The sequence below is a fragment of the Serratia bockelmannii genome, assembly GCF_051803255.1.
Classification (GTDB): Bacteria; Pseudomonadota; Gammaproteobacteria; order Enterobacterales; family Enterobacteriaceae; genus Serratia; species Serratia bockelmannii.
In genome coordinates this window covers 4,872,596-4,889,964 of sequence record NZ_CP196512.1, presented here as the reverse complement: position 1 = coordinate 4,889,964, position 17,369 = coordinate 4,872,596, and the positions used below count along the sequence as shown (strand labels likewise).

The following is a 17,369-nucleotide window of genomic DNA, read 5'->3' as shown; positions in this document are numbered from 1 at the left end:
GCTGCCCCACATTGCGCCGATAAAGGGCGAAATTTTGACGAACCCCCGTCGACATTCACTGAAAATTGTTGATAAATGGGGAAAAGAATAAGCTTTGTAACAATTTCGTCTAGAATACATACCATTAAACGCTGTCTCAAATGGCAAGGTTTTCTAACAATATTCGAGTCAGGCAATAAAGCCTTTGGGAGTAATACCATGCAAGAGAATCATAAGATCCTGGTTGTCGATGATGACATGCGCCTGCGCGCGCTTTTAGAACGTTATTTAACCGAACAGGGCTTCCAGGTTCGCAGCGTTGCCAACGCTGAGCAAATGGATCGCTTGCTGACCCGTGAATCCTTCCATTTGATGGTGCTCGATCTGATGTTGCCGGGCGAAGACGGCCTGTCCATCTGCCGCCGTCTGCGTAGCCAGAGCAACCCGATGCCGATCATTATGGTCACCGCGAAGGGCGAAGAGGTCGATCGCATCGTGGGGCTGGAAATCGGCGCCGACGACTACATTCCTAAACCGTTCAACCCGCGTGAGCTGTTGGCTCGTATCCGCGCGGTGCTGCGCCGCCAGGCGAACGAACTGCCGGGCGCGCCTTCGCAGGAAGAGGCGGTGATCGCTTTCGGCAAATTCAAACTGAACCTCGGCACCCGCGAGATGTTCCGCGAAGACGAGCCGATGCCGTTGACCAGCGGCGAATTCGCGGTACTGAAGGCGCTGGTCAGCCACCCGCGTGAACCGCTGTCGCGCGATAAGCTGATGAATCTGGCGCGTGGCCGCGAATACAGCGCCATGGAGCGCTCCATCGACGTGCAGATCTCTCGTCTGCGCCGCATGGTTGAAGAAGATCCGGCGCATCCGCGTTATATCCAGACCGTGTGGGGTCTCGGCTACGTCTTCGTCCCGGACGGCAGCAAGGCATGAGGCGATTGCGCTTTTCACCGCGTAGCTCGTTTGCCCGAACCCTGTTGTTGATCGTCACTTTGCTGTTCGTCAGCCTGGTGACGACCTATCTGGTGGTGCTGAACTTCGCCATCCTGCCCAGCCTGCAGCAGTTCAACAAGGTACTGGCTTACGAAGTGCGTATGCTGATGACCGATCGGCTGCAGCTGGAGGACGGCACGCTGTTGGAAGTGCCGCCAGCGTTCCGTCGTGAGATCTACCGCGAGTTGGGCATTTCTCTCTACACCAACTCGGCGGCGGAGGAGAGCGGCCTGCGCTGGGCGCAGCACTACCAGTTCCTCAGCCAGCAGATGGCGCAGCAGCTCGGCGGGCCGACCGATGTGCGGGTGGAGGTGAACAAGAACTCCCCGGTGGTGTGGCTGAAAACCTGGCTGCAACCCGATATCTGGGTGCGCGTACCGCTGACGGAAATCCATCAGGGCGACTTCTCTCCGCTGTTCCGTTATACGCTGGCGATCATGCTGCTCGCGATCGGCGGTGCCTGGCTGTTTATTCGTATTCAAAACCGCCCGCTGGTGGAGCTGGAACATGCGGCGCTGCAGGTGGGCAAAGGGATTATTCCGCCGCCGCTGCGCGAGTATGGGGCTTCCGAAGTGCGGTCGGTGACTCGCGCATTCAATCAGATGGCGTCGGGCGTCAAGCAGCTGGCGGACGATCGCACCTTGCTGATGGCCGGGGTCAGCCATGATCTGCGCACGCCGTTGACGCGTATCCGGCTGGCGACGGAGATGATGAGCGCCGAAGACGGTTATCTGGCCGAGTCGATCAATAAAGACATCGAAGAGTGCAACGCCATCATCGAGCAGTTCATCGATTATCTGCGCACCGGGCAGGAGATGCCGACCGAAAGCAGCGACCTGAACGCCATTTTGGGCGAGGTGGTTGCGGCGGAGAGCGGTTATGAGCGGGTGATTGAAACCGCGTTGTCACCGGGCGAACTGATGATGAACGTGCACCCACTGTCGATTAAGCGGGCGGCGGTGAACATGGTGGTGAACGCGGCGCGTTACGGCAACGGCTGGATCAAGGTCAGCAGCGGCCGCGAGCTGCAGCGCGGCTGGTTCCAGGTGGAAGATGACGGCCCGGGTATCAAGCCGGAAGAGTTGAAGCACCTGCTGCAGCCGTTCGTACGCGGTGACAGCGCGCGCAGCACCAGCGGCACCGGTCTGGGGCTGGCGATCGTGCAGCGTATTATCGACGCGCATGACGGCGAACTGGATATCGGCACCAGCGAGCGCGGCGGGCTGTTGATCCGCGCGTATATTCCGTTGCCGATGGAGAAAAAAGAGTCGACCAACGGTCATCAAACGGCCAGGGAAAACGCCTGACCTCTGATGTGGGCCGCGCCGCTGCGGCCCCGTCAGGACTTTCTGCTCATCACGTAGTATTCCGCCGCATCCTCATGCAACCGGCGGCCGGTCGGCGCCTGCCACGGATCGATTAATTCGATACCGCAGTGGAGGAAGTCTTTGGTATTGCGGGTGGCCAGGGCGGCACCGTAATGCAGGCAGGTGGCGGCGATTTGGGTATCCGGCACGCTCATCGCTTTACCCAGCAGCCGATTCCTTGCCGTCAATTCCGCGTATTGCATCGCGCACAGCCCATCAAACGGCAATATCTGCCCCTCGAACTTCAATTCAATGGCGTCCGCCAATTTCAGCTTGAGATCCCGCTGGCGCTTGCCGTCAGGCATGCAGGCGACGCCGCTGAACAGTTCGGCGAGGACAATGGCGCTGAGATAGAGCTCGTCATTGTCCTTTTCATTTAACCAGTTAATGACGTTGTAGTACGGGCTGGGACGCAGCGTTTCTGAAATGACGTTGGTGTCGATAATGATCATGCGTTGTCATCTTCATCATCAAAGGTGACGATGCGTGGCGGCACGGCGTCACGCGGTGGGATCTCCAGCTCAACGCCGCCGAATTCGGCGAAGTGCTGATGCATCCAGGTACCCAATCCATAGCGCGGCGGCTTTTTCACCAGCGCCTGTTTCAGGATCATGCGCGCTTCCTCTTCCATAGAATGGCCGTTTTTCGCCGCTGAGATACGCAGCAGCTCTTTGATTTCGTCGTCCAGATTTCTGACGGTGATAGTCGCCATTTAAACCTCCTTTGCTATCAATGATTGCATTGACTTATTTTCTCGCCTTGCTGGTTAAAAAGCAATCGATGAAAATAAAAAAAGGCGCGGGATCCGCGCCTTAGCTGAAGAGGTAACGCTACCGAATTACAGCTTCGGGCCGGCGCTAACCAGCGCGGCGCCCGCAGGCGTATCGGTGTATTTGTCGAAGTTGGTGATGAAGCGCTCGGCCAGATCCTGCGCTTTTTCCTGCCACTGCTCGAGGCTGGCGTAGGTATTGCGCGGATCGAGGATCTCTGGGTTCACGCCCGGCAGCGCGGTCGGCATCGCCAGATCGAAGATTGGCAGGGTAACGGTTTCCGCCTTGTCGATTTCACCGCTCAGGATGGCGTCGATGATGCCGCGTGTATCTTTGATCGAGATGCGTTTGCCGGTGCCGTTCCAGCCGGTGTTGACCAGGTAAGCCTGGGCGCCGGCGGCCTGCATGCGTTTCACCAACACTTCGGCGTACTGCGTCGGGTGCAGTGACAGGAACGCAGCGCCGAAGCAGGCGGAGAAGGTTGGCGTTGGCTCGGTTACGCCGCGTTCGGTGCCGGCCAATTTGGCGGTGAAACCGGACAGGAAGTGATACTGAGTCTGGTTGGCGGTCAGACGCGATACCGGCGGCAACACGCCGAAGGCGTCGGCGGTCAGGAAGATCACTTTGGTGGCGTGACCCGCTTTGGACACCGGCTTGACGATGTTTTGGATATGGTAGATCGGGTAAGAAACGCGGGTGTTCTCGGTTTTCGAACCGTCGTTGAAGTCGATGCTGCCGTCGGCCAGCACGGTGACGTTTTCCAGCAGCGCGTCGCGTTTGATGGCGTGATAGATGTCCGGCTCGGCTTCTTCAGAGAGCTTGATGGTCTTGGCGTAGCAGCCGCCTTCGAAGTTAAACACGCCGTCGTCGTCCCAGCCGTGCTCGTCATCGCCGATCAGCTGACGCTTAGGATCGGTGGAAAGGGTGGTCTTGCCGGTACCGGACAGGCCGAAGAACACCGCCACGTCGCCTTTCTCGCCCACGTTGGCCGAGCAGTGCATCGAGGCGATGCCTTTCAGCGGCAGCAGGTAGTTCATCATCGAGAACATGCCTTTCTTCATTTCGCCGCCGTACCAGGTGCCGCCGATCAGCTGCATGCGCTCGGTCAGGTTGAAGGCGACGAAGTTCTCCGAGTTCAGGCCTTGCTGCTGCCAGTTCGGGTTGGTGCATTTGGCGCCGTTCATCACCACGAAGTCCGGCTCGAAGTCAGCCAGCTCGTCGTCGCTTGGGCGGATGAACATGTTTTTCACGAAGTGCGCCTGCCAGGCCACCTCGGTGATGAAGCGCACTTTCAGGCGCGAGTCGGCGTTGGCGCCGCAGAAGGTATCCACCACGAACAGGCGTTTGCCGGAAAGCTGCTCGGTGACCAGGTGTTTCAGATCGGCCCACACTTCCGGGCTGAGGGGTTTGTTGTCGTTTTTGCCTTTGCCCTGATCGGCCCACCACACGGTATCGCGGGTAATGTCGTCGCGGACGATGTATTTGTCTTTCGGCGAACGGCCGGTGAAGATGCCGGTATCGACGGAGACGGCACCCAGCTTGGTGACTACCCCACGCTCAAAACCTTCCAGAGATGGGTCTGTTTCTTCCTTAAACAGCAGTTCATAGCTCGGGTTGTGAACGATTTCGCTAACGTCGTGAATGCCGTAAGCGGCCAGATCCTGAGGGGTTATACCTTTAACGCGCATGTTACTACTCCTTGGTCACAGAATTTCTGGCGGCAATTGTAGGGATCTAACGGTGCGTAACCGCGATGGGTATCAAATATTTAACGTTTTAGGCGGTATTTCGTTACGATCTGAGAGATAGCACACGGAAAAAAGCAAACGTGCAAACGGCGGGCGTTGGCGGGCGCTGGGCGCACCCGCCGAGGGAGTGTAACTTAGTGCAACTGGTCGCTTTCGCCGGTATTACCCGCATACAAAGCGGCAACATCAACCGGGTCAAAGACATAGTGGCTGCCACAGTAGTCGCAGTGCATGTCGATATTACCGTCCTGCTCCAGCATGTCCGCCACTTCGTCGGTCGGCAGGGTCATCAGCGCGTCGGCGCAACGCTGGCGCGAACAGGTGCAACGGAACTGCACGTCCTGCGGTTCGTACAAGGTGACCTCTTCCTGATGGTACAGGCGGTACAACACTTCGTTGGCCGGCAGGCCGAACAGCTCTTCGCTTTTGACCGTGTTGGTCAGTTGCACCAGATGATCGAAATCATCGAGGTTGCCGTCCTGCGCCGGCAGCACCTGCAGCAGCATACCGGCTGCTGCGGCATTGCCTTCCACTTCGCCGGTGCGGATGAACAGGCGGGTTGGCAGCTGCTCGGACTGGCGGAAGTAGGCTTCCAGGCATTCTGCCAGGGTTTCACCTTCCAGGCCGACCACGCCCTGATAGCGCTCGCCTTCCGTCGGGGAAATGGTGATGACCATGACGCCGTTGCCGATCATCTGATGCAGGGTGCTGTCGTCGGCGATAGGCGCCTGGGTGCGCGCAACGCCACGCATCTCCTGGCGGTTGTTGCCGTTGATCACGGCCAGCTTCAGCGGGCCGTCGCCCTGCAGCTGCACGGTGATGTCGCCGTCGAACTTCAGGGTTGCGGTCAACAGACTGGTGGCGACCAGCAGCTCGCCCAGCAGTTTTTGCACCGGTGCCGGGTAATCGTGGTTGTTCAGGATCTGCTGATAGGTTTCGCTGACGGTAACCAGCTCGCCGCGCACCGCGTAGTTTTCAAACAGGTAACGGTGCAATTGGTCATGGTTGGACATAATCTTCTCTCATTACGGTGAGGGGTTATTCCGGCTCACCAAATTTAAATTTCATCAGGTCGCGCCGCTCCTTTTTGTCCGGACGACGGTCCGGATGCGGCATGGTCAACGCGTTCATCTTGCGCGCCAGCGCCATTTTTTCGCGGTTGGCGATGCTGGCTTCGGTTTCCTGATACATTTGCTGCGCCTCGTTGGCACCGCGGCGTTGGCTGGTCAGCGCCAGCACGATCACCGTACGCTCTTCGTTGCCCTGCCGCAGCTTAAGCTCGGCATTGAGTTCGACAATCTTGCTCGGTTTGCCGCGCTGGCCGTTGTAATGCACCTTGCCGCCGTCGATCATTTCGCGCGCCAGCGCGCGAGTCTTATAGAAGCGTGCGGCCCACAGCCACTTATCCAGCCGGACCGCGTCGTCGCGCGTCGCTTTTTCCTTCATGCTTCCCCCTTGGCCAGCGCCGGTATCAGCAGACGGTAGTCGCGCATCGACGGATGGCGCTGGAAGCTTTTTTCCGCCGTGCTGGAGTCCGGGTTTTGCACGCCCAGGCAGTAACGAATGCCGAAAGTGCGCGCCGCGTCGAGGATAGGCTCGCCGTCGTCGACGAACAGCGTGCGCTGCGGGTTGAATCCGGTGTGCTGCTGCACCGCTTGCCACAGACGCTGATCTTCTTTCGGATAACCAAATGTGTGGGTGGAAAACAATAAATCAAGGTGCCGATCGAGGCCGGTATGCTCGATTTTCACCGCCAGGCTGTGCGGATGGGCGTTGGTCAGCAAAATGGTTTGCAGACCGGCGTCGCGCAGCGCCCGTAAAAACGGCTCGGTGTCTTCGCGCAGCCGCGCGCGGCTACCGACTTCGCTGGTCATGCGGTAGATGTCCAGATCCAACCGCTCGCTCCAGTAATCGAAGCAATACCAGTTCATGGTGTGCTGCACCGCCTGATATTCCCGTTCAATGATATGACGGGCTTCGTCGAACGGAATGGCGCGCCTTTCGCTCAGCGCTTGCGGCACCAGGCTGAGCCAGAAGTGGCTGTCGAACTCCAGATCCAGCAAGGTGCCGTCCATATCCAGCAGCACGGTATCGATCTGCGGCCAATCAAACTCGGGAACCATAAAAACTCCATGGGCGGACCGACGGGCGGTCCGCAGATGAGAATAATAGCGTTAGCGTAGCATAAGCAGATGACAGGGCGGAGACCCCCGGCGTCAGGTTCAGGCCATCGGCCGCATTGACATCGGATTGAGCTGCGGATTGAAGCAGCTGTCGTAGTAACGCTGGATATCGGCGACGCGGTGCTGATTGATGCGCCGACGCTGTACCAGCCGCCAGGCGTTATAGCCCAGGCTGACGACCACCGCCAGCAACAGCAGGCTGGTACCGAGGTAGCGCCACAGGGTGATCATGTCCGGTTCGCTGTGCAGCGCCACGTGGCGGGTGCCGTTGGCATCGACGCTGAGGCTGGTGATCACCCCCTGCGCCTGGAATGGGGTATGCAGCAGCAGAGTGGAAAGGCGCTGCAACTCATTCCACTGGTCAAGAGCGTTGTATTCGCTCTGCGGCGCTGAGGATTGCGGATGGCTGACCAACTGTCGACCTTCATCGCTGCGGATCAGGAAACCGCCCGGCGGCGGGCTGTTGAGCGCCGCGGCGGCCAGACGCGTTTCATTGAAGATGAACGACGACGTGGCCACTTTGGTCAGGCTTTCCAGCGACTCGGCGCTTACCGGGCGCAGCAGGACGTTGACGCCTTGCAGCGCGCCTGATCTGGCGCGTTTCACCAGGCCGCTCCAGTTTTTGGCGTTGCCCAGGTTGACCAGCGCGTTTTTCAGCCGCATACAGTCGTTTTCTGCCTGGCATAAATCCTGTGTTTTCAAAACGATATCAGAAAAGTCATCCAACAGGATCATGCCGGATTTCTCGATGGCGCTGGCCAGCTGCGGGTTGATCTTCTGATCGGTACCGCTCGGATGCAGCTGGCTGTTGACCGTGGCCAGCAGGGCCGTCGCTTTGTCTATGACTTCTGATTCCGGCTGCGGCAGTGGGGCGGCGTTGTTCCAGTAAATGCCGGAGCAATCGAACGGCGCAAAATTGACGGCGCCGCCACCGTTGGCCGGCGGCGGCACATAGCACATGCCGCTGCCGCGCACCTTCAGGGTGTCGCCGATGCGCAGCGGCGTAGCTTCCAGCGCCTGTACGCTGGTCACTTCCACTTTTTGCGCGCCTTGCAGCCAGGCCATGCTGAGGGTCAGCGGCAGATTGAGCGGGATATAGATCAGCAACAACAGCAGTACCAGTGCCGAACTGGCGACCAGCACCGCGTTGCGGCCCCACTGCTGCAGCGGAAAATTCTTCACTTCGTCATGCAGCGAGAGGAAACGGCCCTGGCGCACCACCTGCCGATTGAGGTAGACGTCCACATCGGTGGTCTTGCCCAAGTCTTGCGTCAGGTACGGCTGCCAGTGCGGCGGGTAGATAAGATCGATGATGCCGAGTGAAATGTTGCTGATCTGTCCCTGGCCGGATTCGCCGAACAGGCCCCAGCGCTTCGGCGTGCCGCGCAGGCAGTGGATCTCTTTCAGCTCGCGTGACGCCGGACGGCGGAACAGGTTCCAGCATCCCCAGGCGATCATCAGCACCGCCACGAAAATCATCCACGGGATCACCAGCACCGGGCTGATCAGGCTGAAGAACAGCAGCAGCAGCGCGGCGGAGATGATGACGGCTTCACGGATGCCGTTCGGCCGGTTCAGCGCATGCTCTTCCGGCGTTTCCTTACGAATGTTCACCAGCTCGACATGTTCGCTCTCTTCCTTGCGGATGGAAGCGTTTTTGGTCGGCGCGGCGGTCACCACCGGCGGCTGCGGCCGGTCGTGAATATGATCTTTCAGCGAGTGCCCGTTGAGCGAAATCACCAGCGGCAGCGTCTGGGTTCGGATCACTTCCACATGGTTGTCGGCGGTGATGTAGGGTTCCCAAAACGGCGGCAGATGTACCTCTTCGGCATCGAGGTAATAGCGCCATTTATTGGGATCGTCGCTGGCCAGACCGTAGCGGGTGATGGCGTGCGTGACGGGATAAACGTTATCGCTTTGCGGGGTGAGCGCCAGTTTGGCTGCGGGCAGCGTAGCGCCACCGCCGGGCAACAGTTTGTTGCTCAGCTTGTTTTGCTGATTGAGGTAGAACTCGACCGCGGCGCGCTCTTCATCGGTCAGCTTGCGGTGAGCAGGCTTGATAAACGGCAACGCGTGCGCCAGCGCCGACGGGTTGCGGGTCTTGAACCACAGGTACAGGCCGGCGGCAATCAGGCAGACAAGCACTAAGGCCAATATCAACACTATTGTGCTCATGCAATCCCCATCTCACACCCGTGAATTTCGCCAACCTGATGAAAAGCTGAATATTATACGGAGTAAACCGCCAGGAGGCACCCAGAACTAATGAGGGAACAAACAGATTCTCGCTCTGGATCTCATTCCTTCATGACGCAAGGCCATTTTATCACTGATTCTTGCCTGCGTGATACTAGCAACCGGCCTCTGCCGTCGATATCGGCATTATCCTATTTTCATGCGTGCTGTTTGCTGAATCAGTACGGAAAATCGCCCGCCGCTGGCTACGCTTGTTAAAAGAAAGTAAATTACTGTTCATGCTCGTTGCGGCGGAGCTTGCCCTTAACGCACAATGTGATCAGGATTGAGTTTGGTCAGAATTTGAGCACCAACGAGCCGTGCGTTACGCCAATCATTATTTCGGTTGCCCCGTCCACGCCTGGGTAACCTCTTTGAGGCAATCATGGATAAACACCTGCAAAAACCTAAAATTCTGAAAGTGGAAACGGTCGCGCGTTCGCGTTTGTTCAACGTCGAGTCGGTCGATTTGGAATTCAGCAACGGGGTTCGGCGGGTGTATGAGCGCATGCGGCCTTCGGATCGTGAAGCGGTGATGATCGTGCCGGTGATTGGCGATGACCTGCTGCTGATCCGCGAATATGCGGTGGGCACTGAATCCTATGAGCTGGGTTTCCCGAAAGGGTTGATCGATCCCGGAGAGGGCGTGCTGGAAGCGGCCAACCGCGAGCTGATGGAAGAGGTGGGATACGGCGCGAAGCGCTTTGATTTTCTCAGTAAGCTGACGATGGCGCCATCCTACTTTTCCAGCAAAATGAATATCGTGCTGGCCCACGATCTCTACCCGCAGAGCCTGGAAGGGGATGAACCGGAGCCCTTGCCGCAGGTGCGCTGGCCGATCGCCAACATGATGGCGTTGCTGGCGGAACCGGATTTCCGTGAGGCGCGCAACGTCAGCGCGCTGTTTCTCTCCGAGGCGTTTTTGCGCGCGTCGCGCTGATACGCTTCGCGCCGAATAAAAAAAGGGCCAGATTTCTCTGGCCCTTTTCGATCAGAACAGCTCGTGGCTTTCACCGCCCGGATCGGTCAACGTGGTGCCGGTATCGCGCGATGGGTAGTCCGTCGGCTGCGTCCCTTCGATAAAGTACTCGGAACGGCTGCCGCCGCCACCGCCGGAGAGCTTGCCGCTGCTTTTGTCGATGGTGACGCTGATGATGCCTGGCGGCGGCGTGACTTTCTGCTCAGGAATGCCTTCCAGCGCGGTCTTCATGAAGTCGTCCCACGCCGGCTGGGCGCTCTTGGCTCCGCCTTCACCGCCGGAAATCTGATCCGGGATAGCGCCGGATACCGTCGAACGGCCCAGATCGCGGCGGTGATCGTCGAAACCGATCCACACCGACGTCACGGTATCCGGGCCATAGCCGGAGAACCAGGCGTCTTTGGAACTGTTGGTGGTACCGGTTTTGCCGCCGATATCATGACGTTTCAGATCGCGCCCGGCACGCCAGGCAGTGCCCATCCAACCCGGTTCGCCGAAGATGTTGCTGTTCAGCGCGTCGTGGATCAGGAAGGCCAGCGGCGTGCTGATCACGTGCGGCGCATACTGTTGGTCACCGTCCTGCTGCACCTGAGCCGGGGTAACCTGCTCCAGCTGTGGCATCGGCACCGTGCTGTTGCTGCCTTCCTGCGAGGTGGCGACGTTTTCGATGTTGTCGTCGGACAGCACCGCCGAACGGTGGGTGTCGCCGTAGATCACCGGCAGGTTGCAGCTGCTGCACACCACTTTCGGTTTAGCTTCGAACACCGTATTGCCGTTGTCGTCTTCAATCTTGGTGATGAAGTACGGGTCAACCAGGTAACCGCCGTTCGCCAGCACCGCGTAGCCGCGTACCAGCTGCATCGGGGTGAAGGAGGCGGAACCTAGCGCCAGCGATTCGGTATGCACGATGTTCTGTGCCGGGAAGCCGAAGCGCTGCAGATATTCCGCCGCGTAGTCGACGCCCATCGCACGCATTGCGCGCACCATCACCACGTTCTTCGATTGCCCCAGCCCCTGCCGCAGGCGAATCGGGCCGTCGTAGGTCGGCGGTGAGTTCTTCGGCCGCCAGTCGGTGCCGGCGCCGGCATCCCAGCGGGTGATCGGCAAATCGTTCAGGATGGTGGCCAGCGTCAGGCCTTTATCCATCGCGGCGGTGTACAGGAACGGTTTGATGTTTGACCCCACCTGACGCAGGGCCTGCGTCACGCGGTTGAACTTGCTCTGGTTGAAGTCGAAGCCGCCGACCAGCGCTTTCACCGCGCCGTCGTTCGGGTTGATCGAGACCAGCGCCGAGTTGACGTCCGGCACCTGCGACAGCCACCAGGCGTCGTTCACTTTACGCACCCATACCTGCTGACCTGTCTGCACCACGTCAGTGACGCGTTTCGGCGTTGGGCCTTGCTGAGTGTCTGAACGGTACGGCCGCGCCCAGCGCATGGTGGCCATCGGCAGGGCAATGCTGCTGCCGTCGGCCAGCATCGCCGTCGCTTCCTGCGGGTTAGCAGCGGTGATGACCGCCGGCGCCAGTGGGCCGTAGCTCGGCAAGTTTTTCAGCGAGTCGACAATCTGTTTGCGATCCCAGGCCGCTTCGCCGACTTTCCACAACACGTTGGATGGGCCGCGGTAGCCGTGGCGCATGTCATAGGCCAGCACGTTGTTGCGTACCGACTCCTGCGCCGCCAGCTGCAGCCGTTTGGTGACGGTGGTGTAAACCTTGTAACCGTCGGTATAGGCGTTTTCACCGTAGCGCTTGATCATCTCCTGACGCACCATCTCGGAGAGATACGGCGCGGAGAAGCTGATTTCCGGCGCATGGTAGTTGGCGACCAGATCTTCGGCGCGCGCCTGATCGTACTGCGCCTGCGTGATGTAATGCTCGTCCAGCATGCGCGACAGCACCACGTTGCGGCGGGCAACGGCGCGATCGTGCGAATAGAGCGGGTTGAAGGTAGACGGGGCTTTCGGCAGGCCGGCGATGGTCGCCATCTCGCTCAGGGTGAGCTGGCTGACGTCTTTGCCGAAATAGACCTGTGCGGCGGCGCCCACGCCGTAGGCGCGGTAACCCAGATAGATCTTGTTCAGATACAGCTCAAGGATTTCATCCTTGGTGAGCATCTGCTCGATGCGTACCGCCAGGAAAGCTTCCTTGATTTTACGCATCAGGGTGCGTTCCGGGCTTAAGAAGAAGTTACGCGCCAGCTGTTGGGTAATGGTACTGGCCCCTTGCGAAGCGTGGCCGGAGACCAGCGCGATTGAGGCGGCGCGGAAGATGCCGACCGGATCGACGCCATGGTGATCATAGAAGCGGCTGTCTTCGGTGGCGATAAATGCGTGCACCATCACCGGCGGAATTTGATCCAGTTTCAGCGGAATGCGGCGCTTCTCACCGTATTGGGCGATCAGTTCGCCATCGGCGCTGTAAACCTGCATCGGTATCTGCAGCCGTACGTCTTTCAGCGTTGCGACGTCGGGCAGCTGCGGCTCGACATATTTGTACAAGCCGAAAATCGAGGCTGCTCCCAGCACGATGCAACATACTGCAAGGATTAGTAAATACTTTACGAACTTCACCTGAGATTTCCCATTTCTAAGTCATTTGGGCAGTTTATAAACAACCGCGCGGTAGTATAAAGGCAAGCCTGCGACATGGATATGTTCTTTTATCATCTGATGTTATGGAGGCTTGCGAAACATGTTCCCTCAAGCATGGCAGGTGGGGCTGGATATACAAATCGACTGCGTGCGCGCGGTGGCGGCCCAACGCCGCCGCAATGGCTGGCAGTTGCGCCACTGGTGGCAGCAGGCGCTGCCGCAGGCGGTTTTACGCGATGGCTGCCTGGAACCTTCCGAATTCCTGATCCGGGCGCTGCGGCAATGGCGCGTTCAACTGCCGCGACATATTTCCTTACGCATTGCTCTGCCGGCGCAGCGCGTGTTGCAGCAGCGCATGGCGCAGCCGGACGCGCGGCTGCGCGAGCCGGAACGCAGCGACTATATCGGTGGCCACGGTTTGAAGCAGTTTCCGCTCGATGGCCAGACGCTGGCGCTCGACTATCGCACCGCGCCGGCGGATGAGGCGGCGCTGTTGCTGACCGCCGCGCGGCGGCAGGAGCTGCAGCAGTGGCTGCATTGTTTGCGTCAGGCTGGCCTGCATCCGCAAGCGGTCGATATCACCCCTTGTGCGCTGCGGATGATGGCGACGGCGGCAGGCGTACCGCCCGCTGCGGGGCTGATGCACCGTCTCGAACGAGAATGGCTGTGGGTGGCGCCGGCTGACGGCGCGTTCGCCTTTGGTCTGGCGCCGGGCGACGATGACGCGCAGGCGCTGCGGGCGCTGCAAGCCCAGATGCCGGCGGGCGACGATCGGCCGGTCTATGCCGGCAGCGTGCTGGCAGGTGCCTTGCCCGCCGGTTGCCTTGCCTGGTCGCCGCTCAGCGCCTTCACGCAGTTGCGCCCACCGTTGCCTGCGCATCCTGCGGCGTTCGCATTGGCCGGTGGTCTGGCGCTGCGCGAGGAGGATCGCTGATGTATCAGGTCAACTTTCTGCCCTGGCGACAGCGCCGCGATCGGCGGCGCGGCTGTTTCTGGCTGGGTGCGCTGCTGTTGCAGGTAACGCTACTGCTGCTGGCGCTGTTTCTGGTTGCCGGCCAACTGCGTCACCAACAGGCGCAGCGGCAGGCGCGGCTAACGATGCTGGGTGAAGAGCTGGCGGCCTTGACGTTGCTCGCCCATCAGCAGCAGCAAGAGCGGGCGCAGCGAGCGCTGCACAGCGCCCGCGCCGAACGGCAGGCGCGCAACGGCCAACATAACCGGCGTTATTTGCAGTTGCTTCAGCAATTGTCCTTCAGCATTCCTCCACCGCTGTGGCTCACGGCGCTGGACAGCGATGCGACGAACGGTCTGCGGCTGCGTGGATTGAGCCGCTCTCCTGCGGCCATCACGCAGTTCGAACGGCGGCTGGCGGGGATGCCTGCGTTGCCACGGCTGCGTTTGGCTGAGGTAACGCAACGGGACGACGGTCTGTATTCCTTTCATCTGGCGGCGCAGTGGGGGCGTGATGGATAGCCGTTTGTCATCCGGGCTGCGCTTTTGGCTGAACTTGCCGGGCTGGCTATTGCTGGTGGCGCAAGGGCTGGGCATCGGCACGCTGGCGCTGTTGGGCGGCGGTTGGCTGCTGCAAGACGAATGGCGTCAGCGGGAAAACGCGGCGGAGCGGCAACAGCGCCTGTTGCAACAGATTTCCATGGTACAGCACCAACTGGACGAGGCGCCGGAAGCCCCTATGCCGCCAACGCCGATCGGTCCGACCACCGCCGGCGATCTGGCGAACGTGCTGCAACAAGCGGGGGGCGCCTTGTTGCGCTGGCAGCGGCAGGAAAAACCGCTGCGGCAAACGCTGAGTTTGCGCATTGATTATGCCGGTTTGTTGGCGCTGTTGGAGGCGCTGCCCGCCAATTTGCGTCTCGAACAATTGAGTGTGGAAACGCCGCCGCAGGGCATGACGGCGCGGTTGGTGTTGCAGGATGCCGCCGAGGAGCAGGCCGATGAGTAAAAGACCGGGCCGTTGGTGGTGGCTGCTATGGCCGTGGGCCTTGTGTGCAGAACCGCGCGATCCGTTTGCGCCGCCTCCGCTGCCTGTTTGTGCCCATCAGGAGGCATCGCCAGCGGGTTGGCGACTGAAAGGCGTCATCGGGCAACCGCCGCTGCGCTATGGCTGGGTGGTGACACCGGCAGGGCAGTGGTTGCGCCTGCGGCCGCAGCAGTGGGTGCTGGACGCGCGTTGGCAGGTGGCGCAGGTGCGGGCGCGCAGCCTGACGTTAACGGCGCTGGCGGCCGAACCGGATTGTCCGGCGAGCCAGGGCGATATCTCGCTCATGATGGACAACAACAAGGATGGCAAACCATGAAAGGACTCGCTGGATTGGGCGTGGCGTTGTGGTGTCTGTCGCTCGGCATCGTCCAGGCGCAGGATAAACAGCAGGTTTCCCTGGAGTTCCAGGATGCGCCAGTGACGGTCATCCTGCAGGCGCTGGCGGATTATCGGCAGATGAACCTGATCGTCTCGCCCGGCGTAAGCGGCAACCTGACGTTGCGGCTGGAGAATGTGCCCTGGCCTCAGGCGCTGGCGCTGACCCTGCGTATGGGCAAGCTGACGATGACGCGGGAGGGGAGTGTGATGCTGGTCGCCCCGGAGCCGGACGCGCAGGAAAAAAAACAGCAGCGAGAAGCGCTGGCGCAGCGGCAGCCTTTGCACAGCCTGACCCTGACTTTACAAAACGGCGATGCGGCGGAGATTGCCGAAAGCCTCAATGCTCAACGCGGCGCCTTGCTCAGCGAGCGTGGCAGCGTGCTGGCGGATAAGCGTACCAATACGCTGTTACTGCGCGACACGGCGCCAATCCTGGCGCAGTTGAAAAAAAGGGTGACGGAAATGGACGCGCCACTGGCACAGGTGCAGCTGGCGGCGCATATCGTGACCATCAACAGCGAAAGCCTGCGTGAACTTGGCGTGCGTTGGGGATTGGCGGCCGACGAAAAACCGACGCGGCCGCTGCGGCCGGGCAATCTCGGCGTTAATCTGCCGTTGGAGCGCAGCGCGGTGAGCGCCGGTTTCCATTTGGCGCGCATCAGCGGGCGTTTGCTGAGCCTCGAGCTGACGGCGCTGGAGCAGGAGAATCAGGTGGAGATCATCGCCAGCCCGCGTTTGCTGACGGCGCACCTGCAAACCGCCAGCATCAAACAGGGGACGGAGATCCCTTATGAAGTGTCGAGCGGCGCCAGCGGTGCGACCGCGATTGAGTTCAAAGAGGCGGTGCTGGGCATGGAGGTGACGCCGAAAGTGTTGCCGGACGGGCGCATCACGCTGACGTTGCACATCAGCCAAAATATGCCGGGGCGCGCCATCAGCCGCGGGGCGGGGGAGGCATTGACCATCGATAAACAGGAGATTAAGACGCAGATCACGGTGAAAAGCGGTGAAACCCTGGTGCTCGGCGGTATTTTTCAACGGCATAGCGGCAAGACGGCGGACAAGGTGCCGGGATTGGGAGATGCACCACTGCTGGGGGGCTTGTTCCGGCAAAGTGGCGCACAACAGAAAAAACGCGAGCTGGTGATCTTCATTACGCCGACCTTGATTAAGGGATAAGCGGCTGCCTGTCGGCTGGGCGGCAAATCTCCTAAAGTTGATGAGCAGATACACTTTTTTATCCCCTTGGGGGGATCTGCGTTTGACGCTGCGGCCGATTTAGCTTACAAGGGTTACCGAATTGAGCACCGAGGTTTTTTGTTAGCGTCAAGACGCCGTTAAAAACATATGGTTTCCCTCCCGCGGCGTGGATTGCGATTTATTCGGTTGCCAAACTACCAAGAGTGTTGAGATAATTTTTCGTCTGATCTCGCACTATCGCTCATGAGGTTTCAGTTTAGGTCCCGCCGCTGATTTGATTGGCGGGGCGGGTTAACATTAACGAATTGTCTTAGTAATACCGAAAAACATGGCAGAGAAACGCAATATCTTTCTGGTTGGGCCTATGGGTGCCGGCAAAAGCACTATTGGCCGTCAGTTAGCTCAGCAACTCAATATGGAGTTCTTCGACTCCGATCAAGAAATTGAGCGACGTACCGGAGCTGACGTGGGCTGGGTATTCGACGTGGAAGGGGAAGAAGGTTTCCGCGATCGTGAAGAAAAAGTCATTAATGAACTGACGGAAAAACAAGGGATTGTGTTGGCGACCGGCGGCGGTTCGGTGAAGTCGCGCGAAACGCGCAACCGTCTGTCCGCGCGCGGCGTGGTGGTCTATCTGGAAACCACGATCGAGAAGCAGCTGGCTCGCACTCAGCGTGATAAAAAACGCCCGCTGCTGCAGGTTGATTCTCCGCCGCGTGAAGTGCTGGAAGCCTTGGCGAAAGAACGTAATCCGTTGTATGAAGAGATTGCCGATGTCACCATCCGCACCGACGATCAGAGCGCTAAAGTGGTTGCTAACCAGATCATCAACATGCTGGAAAGCAACTGATTGCCAATTTTCGCGTTCGCCGTCGGCCAATGCGAAAAACTGATTTGTGTTCCCCGCTGTTGCGGGGATCAACCACCGCCGCACCATACA

17 protein-coding genes are annotated in these 17,369 nt (G+C 59.6%); 9 read left to right on the top strand and 8 right to left on the bottom strand.

Features of this window, described 5'->3' with window-relative positions; all coding sequences use genetic code 11:
• The first annotated feature begins 198 nt into the window (after positions 1-198).
• Positions 199-918, top strand: a complete 720-nt coding sequence (ompR, locus tag ACSJLU_RS23270) for an osmolarity response regulator transcription factor OmpR (RefSeq protein ID WP_004709363.1) — start codon at positions 199-201, stop codon at positions 916-918.
• Positions 915-2,285, top strand: coding sequence for a two-component system sensor histidine kinase EnvZ (envZ, locus tag ACSJLU_RS23265; protein WP_015379311.1), 1,371 nt, complete (start codon positions 915-917; stop codon positions 2,283-2,285). Before ompR ends, envZ begins: the two co-directional genes overlap by 4 nt.
• A gap of 32 nt (positions 2,286-2,317) precedes the next feature.
• Here envZ and ACSJLU_RS23260 read toward each other — a convergent pair whose 3' ends face one another.
• From ACSJLU_RS23260 to ACSJLU_RS23230, 7 genes are all read right to left on the bottom strand, one after another.
• Positions 2,318-2,797 carry a type II toxin-antitoxin system VapC family toxin gene (locus ACSJLU_RS23260; RefSeq protein ID WP_016930378.1) on the bottom strand — a complete coding sequence of 160 codons (480 nt, stop codon included), beginning with the start codon at positions 2,795-2,797 and terminating at the stop codon, positions 2,318-2,320.
• Positions 2,794-3,057 carry a FitA-like ribbon-helix-helix domain-containing protein gene (locus tag ACSJLU_RS23255; RefSeq protein ID WP_004930730.1) on the bottom strand — a complete coding sequence of 88 codons (264 nt, stop codon included), beginning with the start codon at positions 3,055-3,057 and terminating at the stop codon, positions 2,794-2,796. Before ACSJLU_RS23255 ends, ACSJLU_RS23260 begins: the two co-directional genes overlap by 4 nt.
• 126 nt (positions 3,058-3,183) lie before the next feature.
• Entirely contained in the window at positions 3,184-4,803 is a 1,620-nt protein-coding gene (pckA, locus tag ACSJLU_RS23250) for a phosphoenolpyruvate carboxykinase (ATP) (protein ID WP_043138920.1), read from the bottom strand.
• Between the two features lie 194 nt (positions 4,804-4,997).
• Positions 4,998-5,876, bottom strand: coding sequence for an Hsp33 family molecular chaperone HslO (hslO, locus tag ACSJLU_RS23245; protein ID WP_025304548.1), 879 nt, complete (start codon positions 5,874-5,876; stop codon positions 4,998-5,000).
• A gap of 25 nt (positions 5,877-5,901) precedes the next feature.
• Complete coding sequence (gene hslR / locus ACSJLU_RS23240; RefSeq protein ID WP_025304547.1) at positions 5,902-6,309, bottom strand: ribosome-associated heat shock protein Hsp15; 408 nt, start codon at positions 6,307-6,309, stop codon at positions 5,902-5,904.
• Entirely contained in the window at positions 6,306-6,986 is a 681-nt protein-coding gene (yrfG, locus tag ACSJLU_RS23235) for a GMP/IMP nucleotidase (RefSeq protein ID WP_025304546.1), read from the bottom strand. The genes hslR and yrfG overlap by 4 nt, the downstream gene beginning before the upstream one ends.
• A gap of 99 nt (positions 6,987-7,085) precedes the next feature.
• Entirely contained in the window at positions 7,086-9,221 is a 2,136-nt protein-coding gene (locus tag ACSJLU_RS23230; RefSeq protein WP_261456855.1) for an intracellular growth attenuator family protein, read from the bottom strand.
• A 445-nt stretch (positions 9,222-9,666) separates the two neighbouring features.
• On the opposite strand from ACSJLU_RS23230, the gene nudE reads away from it, so the two are divergent.
• On the top strand, positions 9,667-10,221 hold the full coding sequence (nudE, locus tag ACSJLU_RS23225; protein WP_015379304.1) for an ADP compounds hydrolase NudE: 555 nt from the start codon (positions 9,667-9,669) through the stop codon (positions 10,219-10,221).
• Between the two features lie 51 nt (positions 10,222-10,272).
• Here nudE and mrcA read toward each other — a convergent pair whose 3' ends face one another.
• Positions 10,273-12,831 carry a peptidoglycan glycosyltransferase/peptidoglycan DD-transpeptidase MrcA gene (mrcA, locus tag ACSJLU_RS23220; protein ID WP_025304544.1) on the bottom strand — a complete coding sequence of 853 codons (2,559 nt, stop codon included), beginning with the start codon at positions 12,829-12,831 and terminating at the stop codon, positions 10,273-10,275.
• Positions 12,832-12,952: 121 nt separating this feature from the next.
• On the opposite strand from mrcA, the gene pilM reads away from it, so the two are divergent.
• The 6 genes from pilM (at position 12,953) to aroK (ending at position 17,279) form a co-directional block, all read left to right on the top strand.
• Positions 12,953-13,786: a type IV pilus biogenesis protein PilM gene (gene pilM / locus ACSJLU_RS23215; protein WP_060435129.1), complete on the top strand. Its 834-nt coding sequence runs from the start codon at positions 12,953-12,955 to the stop codon at positions 13,784-13,786.
• The gene (locus ACSJLU_RS23210; protein ID WP_049208842.1) at positions 13,786-14,325 is read left to right on the top strand and encodes a PilN domain-containing protein; all 540 of its coding nucleotides are present in this window, start codon (positions 13,786-13,788) and stop codon (positions 14,323-14,325) included. Before pilM ends, ACSJLU_RS23210 begins: the two co-directional genes overlap by 1 nt.
• Positions 14,318-14,812, top strand: coding sequence for a hypothetical protein (locus ACSJLU_RS23205; protein ID WP_060435126.1), 495 nt, complete (start codon positions 14,318-14,320; stop codon positions 14,810-14,812). Before ACSJLU_RS23210 ends, ACSJLU_RS23205 begins: the two co-directional genes overlap by 8 nt.
• Positions 14,805-15,167 (top strand): HofP DNA utilization family protein, encoded by a 363-nt coding sequence (locus ACSJLU_RS23200; protein WP_060435124.1) that lies wholly within the window; start codon positions 14,805-14,807, stop codon positions 15,165-15,167. The genes ACSJLU_RS23205 and ACSJLU_RS23200 overlap by 8 nt, the downstream gene beginning before the upstream one ends.
• Positions 15,164-16,408 carry a DNA uptake porin HofQ gene (gene hofQ, locus ACSJLU_RS23195; protein ID WP_380827125.1) on the top strand — a complete coding sequence of 415 codons (1,245 nt, stop codon included), beginning with the start codon at positions 15,164-15,166 and terminating at the stop codon, positions 16,406-16,408. The genes ACSJLU_RS23200 and hofQ overlap by 4 nt, the downstream gene beginning before the upstream one ends.
• 349 nt (positions 16,409-16,757) lie before the next feature.
• Positions 16,758-17,279, top strand: a complete 522-nt coding sequence (gene aroK, locus ACSJLU_RS23190; protein WP_004391482.1) for a shikimate kinase AroK — start codon at positions 16,758-16,760, stop codon at positions 17,277-17,279.
• Positions 17,280-17,369 lie beyond the last annotated feature (90 nt).

Coding starts and splice junctions, on each gene's coding strand:
- ompR (WP_004709363.1), top strand. CDS start 199: ATGCAAGAGAATCATAAGATCCTGGTTGTCGATGATGACATGCGCCTG.
- envZ (WP_015379311.1), top strand. CDS start 915: ATGAGGCGATTGCGCTTTTCACCGCGTAGCTCGTTTGCCCGAACCCTG.
- ACSJLU_RS23260 (WP_016930378.1), bottom strand. CDS start 2,797: ATGATCATTATCGACACCAACGTCATTTCAGAAACGCTGCGTCCCAGC.
- ACSJLU_RS23255 (WP_004930730.1), bottom strand. CDS start 3,057: ATGGCGACTATCACCGTCAGAAATCTGGACGACGAAATCAAAGAGCTG.
- pckA (WP_043138920.1), bottom strand. CDS start 4,803: ATGCGCGTTAAAGGTATAACCCCTCAGGATCTGGCCGCTTACGGCATT.
- hslO (WP_025304548.1), bottom strand. CDS start 5,876: ATGTCCAACCATGACCAATTGCACCGTTACCTGTTTGAAAACTACGCG.
- hslR (WP_025304547.1), bottom strand. CDS start 6,309: ATGAAGGAAAAAGCGACGCGCGACGACGCGGTCCGGCTGGATAAGTGG.
- yrfG (WP_025304546.1), bottom strand. CDS start 6,986: ATGGTTCCCGAGTTTGATTGGCCGCAGATCGATACCGTGCTGCTGGAT.
- ACSJLU_RS23230 (WP_261456855.1), bottom strand. CDS start 9,221: ATGAGCACAATAGTGTTGATATTGGCCTTAGTGCTTGTCTGCCTGATT.
- nudE (WP_015379304.1), top strand. CDS start 9,667: ATGGATAAACACCTGCAAAAACCTAAAATTCTGAAAGTGGAAACGGTC.
- pilM (WP_060435129.1), top strand. CDS start 12,953: ATGTTCCCTCAAGCATGGCAGGTGGGGCTGGATATACAAATCGACTGC.
- ACSJLU_RS23210 (WP_049208842.1), top strand. CDS start 13,786: ATGTATCAGGTCAACTTTCTGCCCTGGCGACAGCGCCGCGATCGGCGG.
- ACSJLU_RS23205 (WP_060435126.1), top strand. CDS start 14,318: ATGGATAGCCGTTTGTCATCCGGGCTGCGCTTTTGGCTGAACTTGCCG.
- ACSJLU_RS23200 (WP_060435124.1), top strand. CDS start 14,805: ATGAGTAAAAGACCGGGCCGTTGGTGGTGGCTGCTATGGCCGTGGGCC.
- hofQ (WP_380827125.1), top strand. CDS start 15,164: ATGAAAGGACTCGCTGGATTGGGCGTGGCGTTGTGGTGTCTGTCGCTC.
- aroK (WP_004391482.1), top strand. CDS start 16,758: ATGGCAGAGAAACGCAATATCTTTCTGGTTGGGCCTATGGGTGCCGGC.